This is a genomic window from Microbulbifer maximicatervae (SeqCode), from assembly GCF_052467325.1.
This window is the reverse complement of the sequence record NZ_CP174310.1, coordinates 1,603,017-1,618,708: the sequence shown is the minus strand read 5'-3', so window position 1 is coordinate 1,618,708 and position 15,692 is coordinate 1,603,017. Positions and strand designations below refer to the sequence as shown.

Annotated in this window: 14 protein-coding genes; 9 read left to right on the top strand and 5 right to left on the bottom strand. The window is 51.2% G+C overall.

All coding sequences use genetic code 11. The annotated features are described in order from the left end of the window. Nucleotides 1-226: 226 nt before the first annotated feature. Entirely contained in the window at nt 227-520 is a 294-nt protein-coding gene (locus ACJJIE_RS07360) for a YciI family protein (protein ID WP_413665500.1), read from the top strand. A gap of 54 nt (nt 521-574) precedes the next feature. Here the strand turns inward: ACJJIE_RS07360 and ACJJIE_RS07355 are convergent, their stop codons facing one another. Further along, the gene (locus ACJJIE_RS07355) at nt 575-1,309 is read right to left on the bottom strand and encodes an SDR family oxidoreductase (RefSeq protein WP_444894121.1); all 735 of its coding nucleotides are present in this window, start codon (nt 1,307-1,309) and stop codon (nt 575-577) included. A 108-nt stretch (nt 1,310-1,417) separates the two neighbouring features. Here ACJJIE_RS07355 and ACJJIE_RS07350 point away from each other — a divergent pair, with 108 nt between their 5' ends. Next, nucleotides 1,418-2,020, top strand: a complete 603-nt coding sequence (locus tag ACJJIE_RS07350) for a TetR/AcrR family transcriptional regulator (protein ID WP_282933152.1) — start codon at nt 1,418-1,420, stop codon at nt 2,018-2,020. 49 nt (nt 2,021-2,069) lie between these two features. Here the strand turns inward: ACJJIE_RS07350 and ACJJIE_RS07345 are convergent, their stop codons facing one another. Beyond that, nucleotides 2,070-2,618 (bottom strand): DUF934 domain-containing protein, encoded by a 549-nt coding sequence (locus ACJJIE_RS07345; protein ID WP_444894120.1) that lies wholly within the window; start codon nt 2,616-2,618, stop codon nt 2,070-2,072. Beyond that, a complete protein-coding gene (locus ACJJIE_RS07340; protein WP_282933150.1) occupies nt 2,602-4,263 on the bottom strand; it encodes a nitrite/sulfite reductase in 1,662 nt (553 codons plus the stop codon). Before ACJJIE_RS07340 ends, ACJJIE_RS07345 begins: the two co-directional genes overlap by 17 nt. 427 nt (nt 4,264-4,690) lie before the next feature. Here ACJJIE_RS07340 and ACJJIE_RS07335 point away from each other — a divergent pair, with 427 nt between their 5' ends. After that, nucleotides 4,691-5,506, top strand: coding sequence for a hypothetical protein (locus ACJJIE_RS07335; protein ID WP_444894119.1), 816 nt, complete (start codon nt 4,691-4,693; stop codon nt 5,504-5,506). Nucleotides 5,507-5,875: 369 nt separating this feature from the next. Here the strand turns inward: ACJJIE_RS07335 and ACJJIE_RS07330 are convergent, their stop codons facing one another. Both ACJJIE_RS07330 and metH read right to left on the bottom strand, forming a co-directional pair. Beyond that, a complete protein-coding gene (locus ACJJIE_RS07330) occupies nt 5,876-6,094 on the bottom strand; it encodes a DUF2970 domain-containing protein (RefSeq protein ID WP_282933148.1) in 219 nt (72 codons plus the stop codon). A 4-nt stretch (nt 6,095-6,098) separates the two neighbouring features. Then, nucleotides 6,099-9,794, bottom strand: coding sequence for a methionine synthase (metH, locus tag ACJJIE_RS07325; protein ID WP_282933147.1), 3,696 nt, complete (start codon nt 9,792-9,794; stop codon nt 6,099-6,101). A gap of 220 nt (nt 9,795-10,014) precedes the next feature. Between metH and ACJJIE_RS07320 the strand changes: the two genes are divergently transcribed. The 6 genes from ACJJIE_RS07320 (at nt 10,015) to ACJJIE_RS07295 (ending at nt 15,485) form a co-directional block, all read left to right on the top strand. Next, nucleotides 10,015-10,605, top strand: a complete 591-nt coding sequence (locus tag ACJJIE_RS07320) for a TetR/AcrR family transcriptional regulator (protein WP_282933146.1) — start codon at nt 10,015-10,017, stop codon at nt 10,603-10,605. A 119-nt stretch (nt 10,606-10,724) separates the two neighbouring features. After that, entirely contained in the window at nt 10,725-11,756 is a 1,032-nt protein-coding gene (curA, locus tag ACJJIE_RS07315; RefSeq protein WP_444894118.1) for an NADPH-dependent curcumin/dihydrocurcumin reductase, read from the top strand. A gap of 33 nt (nt 11,757-11,789) precedes the next feature. After that, nucleotides 11,790-12,470, top strand: coding sequence for a type 1 glutamine amidotransferase domain-containing protein (locus ACJJIE_RS07310; protein WP_444894117.1), 681 nt, complete (start codon nt 11,790-11,792; stop codon nt 12,468-12,470). Nucleotides 12,471-12,579: 109 nt separating this feature from the next. Continuing rightward, entirely contained in the window at nt 12,580-13,170 is a 591-nt protein-coding gene (gene nfuA, locus ACJJIE_RS07305; RefSeq protein ID WP_282933143.1) for a Fe-S biogenesis protein NfuA, read from the top strand. Nucleotides 13,171-13,426: 256 nt separating this feature from the next. Continuing rightward, on the top strand, nt 13,427-14,299 hold the full coding sequence (locus ACJJIE_RS07300) for a patatin-like phospholipase family protein (protein WP_282933142.1): 873 nt from the start codon (nt 13,427-13,429) through the stop codon (nt 14,297-14,299). Nucleotides 14,300-14,615: 316 nt separating this feature from the next. Beyond that, on the top strand, nt 14,616-15,485 hold the full coding sequence (locus tag ACJJIE_RS07295) for a patatin-like phospholipase family protein (RefSeq protein WP_282933141.1): 870 nt from the start codon (nt 14,616-14,618) through the stop codon (nt 15,483-15,485). Nucleotides 15,486-15,692: the final 207 nt, after the last annotated feature.

Genomic DNA, 15,692 nt, shown 5'->3' with positions numbered 1-15,692 from the left:
TCTATTTAGCACTATTGCCTAAAGAAAGGTACGTGATGGCACCATTAAATTAAATGATGCCCGATCATCAATCTCCGATGGTTTCCATTTAAACTATTGCTTGGGGACTATCCTCTACCGCCAAGGTGGAAAGAGTAGCTACCTTTTAGATTGGTGGAGGTTATTTCTGCAAGCTTAAAGTGGTGTTAAGAGTTGATATATAGCCCCTAAGGAGGGGGGAGAGGTTATGTTTTTAGTGAATTTGAACTTCCCAGATCTTAAAAAACTGACCCCAGAGTTAATGGCGGAGCATGTGAGCTACCTGGAGGGACACTATAAATCGGGAGACCTGCTTTTTGGGGGAGCGAAAGAGCCTAGAACTGGCGCGATAATTATTTCACGTCATCCCTCTGAGGAAGTGCTGCGAAAGGTTCTGGAAGAAGACCCTTTCACAAAACATGGGGCGTCGACTTTTACGATCACTGAGTTTGTACCCGTTATGGCTTCAGAGGAATTTTCCAGCCTCTTGAAAGAACCCTAGATCGGGTTCCTTCGAGGCTTGTGTTACTTCTTACTCAGACAATCTTCGGCCGTTTTATTCGCTAAGGTCTGCGGTGATCACCGAATCAGAGAAGCTCTGATAAGCGGCTTCAAAAGTCTGCGACATGGCATCCGGGAAGAGGTGAAAATCCCCATTTTTTAGCGCGCCAACAATTTCCTCAGCCACTGCACCGGGGGATTCTCCGTCCTCCAGCCCAGCCTGTTTGGCCATATCTGTTTTGATGGGGCCGGGGTGAACACTCAATACTTGTACGCCTCGCTCCTGAAGCGTTTCTCGAAGTGCCTGGGTAATTGCGTAGCTGGCGGCTTTGGATGCGGAATAGGTGCTAACGTGTGGGAAGGTACGCAAGGATACTACCGAATTCATTTGTACCAGGGCGCCTTTGCTCTTTTCCAAATGGGGGGTGAATGCTTTGGCTACACGGACAAGCCCAAAGGTATTCACTTCCAGTTCCTGCTTAAGAGAGTCCTCTACATGGTCGCTAAGCGGGTCTGCGGGCGCAAGTATCCCGGCATTGTTCACCAGAATATCCAATTCCTGAATCGCCTTTGCCGCCGCCCCTACACTTTGGGCTTTTGCCACATCGAGTTCCAATGTGATTACTTTGTCGCCATATTTTTCTGTCAGTTCTGTCGTTGTCTCCGGGTTGCGAACGGCCAGATAGACTTTTTTTACGCCACCGTCGAGAAAGCGCTCGACAATTGCCTTGCCAATTCCGCGGTTTGCTCCAGTTACAAGGGCAGTTTTTCCTTCGATTGAAATGCTCAATTCCGTTCTCCTGTGAAGGGTTGATGAATATTGTACCGATCGGTAAGGTTTGAGCTAAGTCTTACCGATCGGTACAATATTGTCAAAACAATTTTTTGGAGATTGCCAATGGCGGGACGCAAGCCGGAGTTTGATAAGGCGTATGCGCTGGAATCAGCAACGAAAGTCTTTTGGAAAAAGGGCTATGTGGGCGCCTCAATGGCCGACCTGACCAAGGCTATGGGGATTAATAAGCCAAGTCTGTATTCTTCTTTTGGCAATAAAGAGAAACTGTTTGTTCTTTCATTGGGGCAGTACCTGGATAGATATGCCAAAGATCGTATGCAGTTCCTGACGGAAGAGGGAGTGCCGTTGCGGCAGCGATTGCATAGTTATTTGCTGGCTACCGTTAAAGGTCAGGCCGGGGAGGGAACCCCGAGGGGTTGTTATCTGGCGTTTGGATTATCGGAAACTGCCGGTGACGCTTTGCCTTCTGATGCCATTGACGCTTTAAAAGCTGCTGACGCAGAAGCGGTAAAGCAACTGGTTGACTTGTTTCGTTCTGATAAAGAGTCCCAGGCTATAGGGCTGGATCGACGTGCTGAGGAGTGCGCTATGTACCTGATTACCTTGTTGCATGGCACAGCATCGGTATTGCGATCCGGGCGAGAACTCAAGGAGGTGGAACCCTCTTTGGAGCTTGCGCTCAATGGATTGGGGTTGGAGGCGTGATGGAAGTGAAAATTTAGACCCCTGAGTATTCAGAGGTCTAAATTGAGCTTTAGAAGCGGCGACGGAACATGGGCAGCGGTTGGTCTACCCCTGTTTGGTAGCTATCGCCAAAATCGCTCATCGAGTCTTTAAGGCTTGCCAGAGGCTGCTCGCCTTCAAATGCGTAGGCATTGAAGCCGCAGCGTTGTAAATAGGTCAGCTGGTCTCGCATAAACCCGCCTACTGCGCGTAACTCTCCGGTAAAGCTGTAGCGCTCGCGCAGCATACGGCCTGCGGTAAAGCCCCGACCATCGGCAAATGCCGGGAAGTGCACGGCAATTACCGGCAATTTGGCGGCTTCTTCCGCAATCTGCTCGGCACCTTCTTCACTGTCCAGCCAAATACCGACTTCTTCACTGCGGGATGCTAGCGCATCGCGATGCGCCAGCCACTGTCGCAGTGGCAGGATAATTTTGCCGGAGGGCAGGGTGCTTGGGTCCAACTCTTCCCCTGCTTCCAGTTGGGGTACCAGCTGCCATTCGTTGGTCTTTACTTCACCATCGATGATCAGTTCTGCGGGGTTGCCCGGCTGTGGGCCCAGTTTAGCTGGCTTTGGCATAAACTCTCTCCTTGAAGGGCTGAAGGCCGATGCGGTTGTAGGTGTCGATAAAGGGCTCTTCCGTTTGGCGTTGCTCGACATAGAGGTCGAGGATTTTGCTGATCACGTCTGGCACTTCAGCGCGGGAGAAGCTGGGGCCCAATACTTTGGCCAGGCTGGCCTCGTTGGATGCACTGCCGCCCAGCTGGATCTGGTAGAACTCTTCGCCTTTTTTGTCGACGCCGAGGATGCCGATATGTCCCACGTGGTGGTGGCCACAGGCATTCATACAGCCAGAGATATTGAGGTTGAGGTCACCCAGGTCGTACAGGTAGTCCATATCGTCAAAGCGACGCTGGATGGCTTCGGCTACCGGGATGGACTTGGCGTTGGCAAGTGAGCAGTAGTCACCGCCGGGGCAGCAAATCATATCGGTCAGGGTGCCGATATTCGGTGTGGCGAAACCGTGCTTGCGGGCCTGTTGCCAGAGTTCAAACAGTTTGTCCTGTTCGACGTCTGCGAGTACCACATTCTGGTCGTGAGTTACCCGAGCTTCACCAAAGCTAAAAGTATCGGCAAGATCGGCAATAGCCTCTAATTGGGCATCGGTTACATCACCTGGGGGTACACCAGTGGGTTTGGTGGACAACTTAATCGCGCGATAACCGGGTACCCGGTGCGGGTAGGTGTTGCGTTCAAGCCAGCGGGCAAAGGCTTTGTCGCTGTCAGCTTGGAGTTGCAGTGCAGCTTCAGCAGCTGATCCGTCAAACTCGCGATATTCCGGGGCAGTGAAGAAGGATTTAGCCCAATCCAATGCTTCCTGGGTTAACTTTTCAGCGCCGTCTTTAATGTGTTGCCACTCTTCTTCCACGCGGCGGCCGAACTCTTGCGGGCCGAGGGCCTTGACCAGAATTTTAATGCGCGCTTTGTACTTGTTGTCGCGACGACCCAGCTGGTTGTAAACGCGAACAATCGCTTCAAGGTAAGAGAGCAGGTCTTCTTCCGGCAGGAAGTCGCGGATGGTCTCGGCAATAACCGGTGTGCGGCCCTGACCGCCACCTACCAATACCTGGAAGCCAATCTCTTCACCGCGCTTGACGATCTGTACACCGATATCGTGTACACGGATGGCGGCGCGGTCCTGTTCTGAACCACTGACCGCGATCTTGAACTTGCGCGGCAAGAAAGCGAATTCCGGGTGGAATGTAGACCATTGGCGAATCAGCTCGCAGTAGGGGCGCGGGTCGGCAATCTCGTCGAGCGCAATGCCGGCGTAGGGGTCCGAGGTGGTATTTCGGATACAGTTGCCGCTGGTTTGTACCGCGTGCATTTCCACTTCCGCCAGCTCATCGAGAATAGCGGGTACATCTTCCAGCTGCGGCCAGTTGTATTGGAGGTTCTGGCGCGTAGTGAAGTGGGCGTAGCCTTTATCGTAGTCGCGGCTTACGCGAGCGAGACGGCGTAACTGGGCACTGTTGAGCAGGCCGTAGGGAACGGCAATACGCAACATGGGGGCCAGTCGTTGAATATAGAGGCCATTTTGCAGGCGCAGCGGCAGGAATTGCTCCTCGCTCAACTCGCCGGCAAGGTAACGTTCCGTTTGGCCGCGGAACTGGGCTACGCGATCGTTGATGATGGCGCGGTCCCGGTCGTCGTATCGATACATAACAGCTTGATTCCATTGCCTTTGTGCGCTGATGGTGGAGAAAGGGGCAGGCCCCGGACGATTCTCCGCTGGCGCATAACATACCAGCGCTCTTATGCAATAAATAACAATATTTTCCGCTATATCTGTAACTAACAGTTATAAGAGGTGGATGGTCCCTTCTATTCTTGTTAGCTGCTAAGTATTGGTGAAGCGCTGGCGGCTTGGTGGTAAAGGATTTCAGCCCGCTTTTACTGTAACTCAGTCAGTTGAGTGTAGCGACGTTGCCGGTGAGCTGATGTAACAAAACAAATTCGGGTAGGTGTGAATTGGTACCATCTTTCAGATTATAAGCGGTGATATAAAGTGCGGATGATCAGTCACATTTTGAAATTCTTGTAGATGAGTCGGTGGCTGAGTGCTTTTAGCAGTTAAAAAGGGCAATAAGATGGCTAAAGATATCCTTGCAGCGATGATTGAATTTGATGATTCATCAAAGTTCATGGGCGTAAGTAACGCTAACTTCAGTGTATTTGAAGGGGCAGTAGTTCGTGCCAAGGCCATGATGCAGGACTACCCTGACGATAAATATATCAAGATGCTGGTTGCGCCAGAGTACTATTTTTCAGGATATTCTTCTAAAGCAGTAACCAATCATATTGACTCTTTGAGCAAAAGCTCCAAGAGCGACATCTATTCCGGCTTACGCAGGGTTTCTCGTCAATACCCGAATATTTTGATTGTTGCAGGGACAATTGCTTATACAAAAGGAGGGGGTTGCTGTTTTTCTTCAGCCTCTTACTTGAGCATTGCTCCTATTCTGGCTGGTGGTAATTTCTTACTGAAAAAATATAAAGTTGGCAATGACCAGTATCAAACTGCTGATGCTTTTGCGACTAAGCAAAGTGACAGTACCTTCACTTACAAGGGCTTAACGTTTGGCATTGATATCTGTCTCGACCACAATAATAAAATCCTAAAGAAATCATTGGATGGAAAGTCTGTAGATGTCCATATACTGATCTCTGATGGCTCAAGTCCCACTCCCAACTCCCTGGCAACTAATAAAAATGGTGGCGGGGCCGTGGTATTTTGCAATATGAGGAGCATTAACAAGGGCAAAGGTGTGAATGGAATCATGTCAGTGTCCCCAAACAAGTTTGGCAACCTGAATGTCAATGTTGACAGTCGTACACAAGTCGCTAAAACGGGGCAGACCCTTGCTGGAGGGTTTCATATTGCCCTGTATTCTGGTCAGGCTTAATAGGTTAATTGGATGGTTATACTTGTTGCGAGGTTCCACCTTGCAACTGGTGGCTTGATTTGCTCTACTTGAGCTGTCGCTACTTGCGACTCAACTACTTTAAATAACAATAAAAGAATGGTCGGAGAGATTCGATGAATGATGAAGTAGCTGTAGTTTCTGAAGACGATAATGTAGTAGATGCGATTGCCGCTGTAGCACTGGTCGCAATTTTCGTAGCCACCTGTGTTTTTTGGGTGGCCACACGCTAGTTATTTCTGGCCTGGAGCCGTGCAGTCCCAGGCGGTCTTAATTGGTATTTAGTAGCAATAAAATAGATAGTATTTTGTTTATTTTATTGCTGCTTATGTAATAAAAATCTGGGTGCTCTCAGCCCATATTACTGAGAACTATTTTCACAATAAGTGCCAATCCGATTACAAATACGGCGGTAAAAACAACGCCGGCAATAACGTACGTCATAATACTGCCGCTTTGAAAATCCCTTTCGCGGTTTTTATCACTCTGCACGCCAATTGCGGCGGCCAGGGTACTGACTACCACCTGGCCAAAATTGGGCTTTTTCGCTTTCTTATTATTATCTTCCACGGGCTCACTCCTCGAGGTTGGGACGTAGCCAGCGCTCCAATTCCGGTTCGCTGACCCCTTTTCGTTTAGCCAGGCTTTGCAGCTGATCCCTGCCGATCTTGCCCACATTGAAGTACTTTGCCTGGGGGTGGGCGAAGTACCAACCGCTCACCGCAGCTGCGGGCATCATGGCAAAGTGCTCGGTAAGGCTGACGCCTGCATTTTGCTCCGCTTGTAGCAATTTGAACAGGGTAGCTTTTTCCGAATGATCGGGGCAGGCGGGATAGCCCGGGGCTGGGCGGATGCCCTGGTAGGCTTCCTTGATCAGCTCCTCATTGCTCAGAGTTTCGTCTTCGGCATAGCCCCAATATTCTTTTCGCACCAAACGGTGCAGTGTCTCAGCAAAGGACTCTGCCATACGGTCTGCCAGGGCCTTTACCATAATGGCGTTGTAATCGTCGTGCTTGGCTTCGTAGGTGTCTGCCAACTCGTCTGCGCCGATGCCAGTGGTAACCGCGAAGCCGCCCACATAGTCTATTTGGCCGGACTCCAGCGGCGCGACGAAATCTGCCAGGGAGCGGCACAGGCCATCGCCTCCGCGTTTCTGTACCTGTTGGCGCATATGGTGAAGGCGAGCCAGCTCCTCACTGCGGCTTTCATCCTTGTAGACGATGATATCGTCGCCGACGCTATTGGCGGGCCATAGGCCGAATACAGCCCGTGCGCGCAATAGCTTTTTATCGATAATCTCTTTTAACATGCGCTGGGCGTTGTCGTAGAGATCGGTAGCGGCTTCTCCCACAATTTCGTCTTCAAGGATTGCCGGGAATTTACCTGCCAAATCCCAGGAAATAAAGAAAGGCGTCCAGTCCATAGTGTCGAGCAGTTTCTCCAGAGGGAAATCGTCGATCACGGTAAGGCCCAGCTTGTTGGGTCGTGCTGGCTGGTAGTTTTTCCAATCAAATTCCGGGGCAGTATCCCGCGCTTCCTCGTAGGTTAAGCGGGTGTCATTGCGCTTGCGGTTGGCGGTGCGGGTGCGCACCTTGTCATACTCTGCCTGGATTTTTTCCACAAAGGCTGGGCGCAGCTCATTGGAAATCAGGCTGCTGGCCACGCCTACGGCGCGGGATGCATCGGCTACATACACCACCTGGTTGCGATGGAATTGGGGATCAATTTTTACGGCGGTATGGGCTTTGGAGGTAGTGGCTCCGCCGATCAATAATGGGATATCAAACCCCTGGCGCTCCATCTCGGCGGCTACGTGAACCATTTCATCCAGGGATGGGGTGATCAGGCCGGACAGGCCGATAATGTCACACTCCTTTTCCTTTGCTGTTTGCAAAATGGTTTCCGCTGGCACCATCACGCCGAGGTCGATCACTTCATAGTTGTTGCAGGCCAGCACCACGCCCACAATATTTTTGCCAATATCGTGCACATCCCCTTTAACCGTGGCCATCAGGATACGGCCGTTGGAGCGGCTGTCTTCGGTTTTTTCCGCCTCAATATAGGGTTGCAGGTAGGCTACCGCCTGTTTCATAACCCGGGCGGATTTCACTACCTGGGGCAAGAACATTTTCCCTTCGCCAAACAGGTCGCCGACGATATTCATACCGTCCATCAGTGGACCTTCGATCACATCCAGTGGGCGTGAGGAACTTGCACGGGCCTCTTCGGTATCTTCCTCGATATAGTTGTTAATGCCTTTCACAAGGGAGTGTGCCAAGCGTTCCTTCACGGGCAATTGGCGCCAGCTCAGGTCCTCTTTGCGCGCGGCTCCACTGCCATCCCCCTGGTATTTGGGGGCAATGTCCAACAGGGCTTCAGTGGCATCTGGGCTGCGGTTGAGGATCACATCCTCAACTTTTTCCCGCAGCTCCTGTGGGAGTTCGTCGTAAACGGCCAGCTGTCCGGCGTTCACGATACCCATATTCAGGCCGGCTTTAATAGCGTGAAACAGGAATACTGAATGAATGGCTTCACGTACCGGATTGTTGCCCCGGAAAGAGAAGGAAACATTGGAGACGCCGCCACTGATCTGGGCACCGGGCAGGTTTGTGCGAATCCAGCGGCACGCCTCGATAAAGTCCACCGCGTAATTATTGTGTTCCTCAATACCGGTGGCGACAGCAAAAATATTCGGGTCGAAAATAATATCGGTGGGATCGAAGCCGACTTCATCGACCAGCACATCGTAGCTGCGTTTGCAGATCTCAATTTTGCGCTCGAAAGTATCCGCCTGGCCATCTTCATCAAAAGCCATCACCACCACAGCTGCACCGTAGCGCAGGCACAGTTGAGCCTTTTCGATAAACTCCTCTTTGCCTTCCTTGAGGCTGATAGAGTTCACAATGGGCTTGCCCTGGATACATTGCAGGCCGGCCTCGATCACCTCCCACTTGGAGGAGTCCACCATAAATGGCACCTTGGCGATATCCGGTTCGGTAGCGGCAAGGTTGAGGAAGCGGCGCATAGCGGCGAGTGCATCCAGCATCGCCTCATCCATATTGAAGTCGATTACCTGCGCCCCATCTTCCACCTGGGCGGCAGCCACTTGCAGGGCGGTGTCGTAGTCCTCTTCAAGGATCAGGCGCTTAAATCGGGCGGAGCCAGTGACGTTGCAACGCTCGCCCACATTGACGAATAAGGCGTTTTCATCGGCGACAAATGGCTCCAGTCCGGACAGGCGCAGAGCAGGTTTTATTTCCGGCTGCTGTCGTGGGGGTATATCGGCCACTGCATCGGCAATTGCACGAATATGACCGGGGGTGGTGCCACAACAGCCGCCGAGGATATTAATAAATCCGCTGCGGGCAAATTCCGCTACGATTGCGGCGGTCTGCTCAGGGGTTTCGTCGTATTCGCCAAACTCATTGGGCAATCCCGCATTGGGGTGGGCGGAGACATTAGAGGTACAGGCGCTCGATAAGGCTTCCACATAAGGGCGCAATTCGGTGGCGCCCAGGGCACAGTTGAGCCCCACAGAAATTGGCTTTGCGTGGGCAACGGAATAGTAAAAAGCTTCGGTCGTTTGGCCGGAAAGGGTGCGGCCAGAGGCATCGGTAATGGTGCCGGAAATCATAATTGGCAGTTCGAAACCCAGCTCCTCAAAGAGCTGCTGCATGGCATAGATAGCGGCCTTGGCATTGAGGGTGTCAAAAATGGTTTCGATTAAGATCAGGTCGCTGCCGCCTTCGACCAAAGCACGGCCCGCTTCTACATAGTTTTCTACCAGTTCATCGAAAGTGACATTGCGTGCCCCTGGATCATTGACGTCTGGTGAAATACTGGCGGTGCGGGAAGTGGGGCCGATGACCCCGGCTACCCAGCGCGGGCGCTCTGGGGTAGAGAGTGCATCTGCTGCACGGCGCGCGATCTCTGCGGAGGCCCGGTTGATCTCTACCACCAGGTGTTCCATATCGTAATCAGATTGGGACAGCTGGGTTGCGTTAAAAGTATTGGTTTCGATAATGTCCGCGCCCGCCTCAAGGTACTCCCGGTGAATCTTTTCGATCAGCTCCGGGCGGGTCAGGCTGAGCAGGTCGTTATTGCCTTTCAAGTCGCGTGGGAAGTCGGCGAAGCGCTCACCCCGGTAATCGGCCTCTTCCAGCTTCTCCCTCTGGATCATCGTCCCCATAGCGCCATCCAGGATCAGGATACGCTGCGCAAGCGCGGCATTAATTTGCTCGAGACGTTGGTCGCGGGACTGCTGGGACATTTACCAATCCTTATATTGTCGATCTTTTGCCGATGGTGGGAATGGCGCCAATCTTAGCACAGTCACGCCCACTCACTGGCTGCGACTTACGCCTTTTTGGTTGATCCACCACAATAACAGAGCAGTTTTGATTAAAGTTGAGCAATTTATAGATACTTCACAGCGCCTAATCACTATAAATCCCTAGACGACCGGTCTAGTTTTGCGTAGAGTGCTAGGCATGAAAAGCAGCTATGAAGATACTCGCCAACATTTGTTGGATACCGGTTATACCGTGATGGCCGTAAAAGGTTTCTCCGGTGTGGGTTTGAGTGAAATTCTCAAAACCGCCGGTGTGCCAAAAGGGTCCTTTTATCACTACTTTAAGTCCAAGGAGCAATTTGGCGAGGCTCTGCTGGAAGATTATTTTCGCAGCTACCTGGAACAGATGGACGTTGCCTTTTCCTCCCGGGATCAATCTGCCGCCGATAATTTATTGGCCTATTTTGATGCTTGGCAGAAGAGTAGTGGGGAGCGTTACGATGCACACCGCTGCCTGGTGGTTAAGCTTAGCGCTGAGGTGGCAGACCTGTCTGAATCGATGCGGGTTATCCTCAGAGATGGGACTGAGCATATTATTCAGAAGCTCCAGAACTGTATTGAGCTGGCAGGGGAAGACGGTTCTCTGCCTAGCACCCTCAATGCCCGTGCCACCGCAGCTTCCCTGTACCAGCTGTGGCTGGGAGCCAGCCTGTTGGCCAAGTTAAACCGCAACGATACGCCAATGGCAGAGGCGATGCTGGCGACCCAGGAGATACTGGGAAAACACTGAGTTTTTTACTGAGCCCGCGAGGGGAAAACCGTTGCGGGTATTTTTATAGCGCCTTTCTAGACGACCGGTCTAATTTGGCGACTTTGACTTCCATTTTACGAAGTTATGGAGAATAGAGAATGCAATCGAGCGATATAAACCGCCGCCTGGTATTGGCATCCCGCCCCGAAGGTGCCCCTACGACAGATAACTTCCGCCTGGAGCATGCCCCTGTGGTCAAGCCGGAGGTCAGCGAGGTGCTGTTGCGCACAGTATTCCTATCGCTCGATCCCTATATGAGGGGGCGAATGAGTGATGCGAAGTCCTACGCAGAGCCTGTTTCACTGGGAGAGACCATGGTTGGAGGGACGGTGAGCCGTGTGGTCGAGTCCCGGTTGGATGGCTTCGAGGAGGGGGATTGGATACTCGGCTATAGCGGCTGGCAGGATTACGCCATTTCTGATGGTACCGGGTTGATTAACTTGGGTAAAAATCCGGATTACCCCTCCTTCTCCCTGGGAGTGCTGGGTATGCCGGGAATCACCGCCTACTTTGGCTTGCTGGAAATTGGGGAGCCAAAAGAAGGGGAGACTCTGGTGGTTGCAGCTGCTACCGGTCCTGTGGGTGCAACGGTAGGACAAATCGGCAAGTTGCAAGGGTGCCGGGTAATCGGTGTTGCTGGAGGTAAGGAAAAGTGCCGCTATGCGGTAGAGGAGTTAGGCTTCGACCTGTGCCTGGATCACCGAGCTGAAGATTTTACCGAGCAATTGGCTGCGGCTTGCCCTGCCGGTATCGATATCTATTTTGAAAGCGTTGGTGGCAAGGTCTTTGATGCGGTGCAACCGCTATTAAATGATTTTGCGCGGATTCCTGTATGTGGGCTTATCTCTCAGTACAACGCAACCTCATTGCCGCAAGGCCCGGATCGCACCAGTTTGTTAATGCGGGATGTACTGACCAAACGCTTAAAAATCCAAGGCTTTATTATTTTCGATTACTACGAACGTTTTCATGAAGCGGTACGTACATTAAGCCAGTGGGTTGCGGAAGGCAGTATTAAATATCTTGAGGATATGGTCGAAGGGTTGGAAGAAACACCCAATGCCTTTATCGGGCTTCTGGAAGGAAAGAACTTCGGCAAGTTAGTTGTGCGCATAGGAAATGATGATTGAAGCAAAGCTGACAAAGTTTATAAGGACAGAAATATGAAAATACTGATGGTTCTGACTTCCCACGATGAACTGGGGAATACCGGTAAGAAAACGGGGTTTTGGCTGGAGGAGTTTGCTGCACCATACTACACCTTCAAGGACGCCGGTGCTGAAGTGACCCTGGCCTCTCCAAAAGGCGGGCAGCCGCCTCTTGATCCCAAGAGCGATGAACCAGATTTTCAGACGGAGGCGACTCATCGCTTTCAGGCTGACGCCGATGCTCAGCAGGTTCTGGCCAATACCCATAAATTGGCTGATATGAATGAGTCTGATTTTGATGCAGTCTTTTATCCCGGGGGCCATGGTCCCTTGTGGGACCTTGCGGAAGACCCGGTCTCAATTACATTGATTGAGAACTTTTTTGCCGCAGACAAGCCGATCGGTGCTGTGTGCCATGCTCCGGGCATTTTCCGTCATACCCGCCGCCAGGATGGCGCTTACCTGGTGTCGGGAAAAGGCGTGACCGGATTTGCCAACTCGGAAGAGGCTGCAGTTGAACTGGTGGATGTCGTGCCTTTCCTGGTTGAGGATATGCTCAAGGGAAATGGTGGAAACTACTCCAAAAGTAGTGATTGGGCACCCTACGTAGTGGTAGACGGCAAACTGGTAACTGGTCAAAATCCAGCCTCTTCAGAGGAAACCGCCCAGACTCTTATGGGATTTATCCCGACCTAGGAGGGAGGGGGAGGCCGGTCGGTCGAAAGGGTTCCAACTGACCGGTTTCCCTTGAGTCTTTCTGAGAGTAGAATACCCGACAAAGAAGCTTGGTTATTTGAGAGCCTATATGTCTGATTTGAATGTCACTATTACTGAACCCGCTCAGGAATACCTGAAAGAGCTGTTGGCCAAACAGGACTGTGAGGGAATTGCCATTCGCATGTTTGTTTCCAGTCCCGGCACGCCTAACGCCGAGACCTGTATCGCCTACTGCCGCCCGGGAGAGGAGGAAGAAGGTGATGTGATGTTGGAAATGAACGGTCTCAAAGCTTACTTCGAAGGACGCAGCGTTCCCTATCTGGATGATGCTCGGGTCGATTACTCTTCGGACAAGATGGGCGGGCAGCTGACGATTCGCGCGCCCAACTCCCGTATGCCGAAAATTACCGATGACAGCCCTATCCAGGACCGTATTAACTATGTTTTGTACAACGAGGTTAATCCGGGCCTGGCAGCTCACGGTGGCCAGGTAAGCCTGGTAGAAGTGACCGAGGATATGTTTGCTGTGTTGAAGTTTGGTGGCGGCTGCCAGGGCTGTGGCATGGTTGATATGACTTTGAAGGAAGGCGTGGAAAAGACTCTCAAAGAGAAAATCCCCGAATTAGCTGGCGTGAAAGATATTACTGACCACACCGACAAGTCCCAGGCCTACTACTGAGTTCCTGAGACCATTCTGAGTCGGCCAAGTGGCTCAAAAGAAAAAGGCGAACCTTGTGTTCGCCTTTTTTATTGCTGTGAACCTCTCAGGTTAGATCCCGCGTAAGCCTCCCTACGAACTACTCCCACACTGTATATATTTGAAATATTCCTCGGTGCTTTTGAGGCGCTGGGGCAATGTAAAGTGCCGGTGCAGCGATCTAGTGATTGGTCATGCTCGTGATTGCTTGTGCGCCAACTCCAGGGAAGAACAATCTATGTTTGACCAAGTGGTGTTTGCCGGTGGCGGCGTGCGCTGTACCTGGCAGATCGGCTTTTGGGAGTCGGTTGCAAAGGAGATTGATCTAGAACCGAGGGTAGTCAGTGCGGTATCTGCCGGTGCCCTAGTTGCAAGCTTAGTTTTGATGGGGAGATCGCTTGACGGAGTGGATTACTTCGTTTCAGCATTTAAAGCCAATGGGAAAAATGTCCATTGGGGCAATATGTTTCGTAAGGACCCAGTATTTCCGCACTATACAATTTATCGTCAAGCATTAAGCGACTTATTTTCTGGGGGCTTTGATCAACTTAGGGAAGCCGCAGACTTACGTATTGGAGTCAGTACTTCGCCGAAATGGCTGCCTGGTCCGATCGCGTTAATGATTGGGGCAGCTATTGATTACTCTGATACTTATATTTTCCCGAACCTTCACCCCACTACTGCACTGAAATTGGGCTTCCGCCAATCTTTTTATAAGGTTCGCCACTGTTCGGATCCTTCCCAGTTAGAGAAGCTGGTTATTACTTCATCCTGTACGCCACCTCTGACACCGCGCCTGAAACAGGGCGGTGCAGAGGTTTTGGATGGAGGGGTTGTAGATAGTGTGCCTATTGGTGGGCTGGATACTGCTGAAGGACGGGTGCTCATTTTGCTAACCCGACGTTTCCCGCAGCTGCCGGACCGTTTTACGGTACAAAAATTTAACCAGGAATGGACATATGTTCAGCCCTCTGGGCATGTTCCACTTAATGTGTGGGATTTTGCCAGTCCGGAAGAGGTGAAGGATACTTTCCGTATGGGAGTTGCAGATGGGCGTGCATTTTTAGCGGCAATTAGTGGCGAAGGGCGGTTAATTGAGAGTCCTCCCTGACGTGACTGGGGAGATCTTGAATTACTGACCGGAAGATTACGATCTTAGGATTAGGATTAGGTTTGCACTGAGTGTTGAGATAAAAGCGCCTTCTGTCTCAATACCAACTTGGTTTGAAAAGTGAAGTCTTTTTGATATCTATTTGTATCAAGGTGGTTAGCAAGCTTGCTGATTGTGATGTGTAACAGTTGGGAGAGAGTCATTGGTTGCGATCTCGCTTTAACGCCTAGTGGCGATAGAGGCAAAGTTCCCTGGTCTAAGTTAAATTCAAAAGTTCCCGTATTTATTCCGATAGCCTCACTTAGAGGGTGTCGTCATGTTTAATCAAATGGTATTTGGTGGCGGCGGAAGCCGTTGCACTTGGCAGCTTGGTTTTTTGCTATCGCTAAGCCGTGAATTACCGATCCGGCCGAAAGTTGTTTGCGCTGCATCCGGAGGCAGTATGGTGGCGGCACTCATGCTTACGGATCGTTGCCGTGAGGGTGTCAATTACTTTCACTCAGCTTGCAAAAAAAATGAAAGGAATTTCTACTGGAATAATTCATTTCGCAAAGAACCAATTTTCCCGCACTTTGAGATCTACCGCAAAGGAGTGCATGAATTTTTTCACGATAGTCTTGAGTCTCTGCGTCAATCTGCCGACCTCAGGATTGCAGTGACTTATCCCCCGGAATGGTTGCCTGTGCCGCTCGCACTGACGCTGGGGCTGGCAATTTTCTACTCTAACAAACATATCTTTCACGACTTGCATCCAAATACAGCGTTACATCTGGGGTTTCGCCAAATGTTTCACCCCGTGAGTAAATGCAAAGATGGGACAGATCTTGAGCAGCTTATTTTGAGTTCCTGCTGTGCCCCTCCTATATCCCCAAGGCTGTCGCTTGGTGGTGCCGAGGTACTGGATGGAGCTCTGGTAGGTAATGCTCCGGTCGCCGGCTTGGATGCTAGCAAAGGGCGGGTTCTGATTTTGGATACAGGGAGCTTTCCACACCTACCGAACAGTTTCAGCGTGCAAAGGGGGGATCAGGTGTGGACTTATGTGCAGCCTTCCAGTCCGTTGCCCATCGGGATGTGGAATTTTGCTGACCCTAGTGCGATGAGGCACACCTTGAAAATTGGGGTTGCAGACGGTTATTCCTTTCTCGATGCGCTTGTGTCCGGTAAGGAACGCCTGGTGGAAATTTGAGTATTCAGTGAGTTCAGGGTCAAGACGATCAGTTGCACAATACTTGTGATTCGATTAGCTTATGCAATTAGTTGCATATTGTTGTCGTCATCAATATGTCATCATGAAGGCTGAAACTAATTGGTCATAAGTGTCGGCGGTAACGCAGAGAGCGGCCTGAAACTGCACTTGAGAGGATGTAAAACACAGAATGGACTCAGGAAGTTC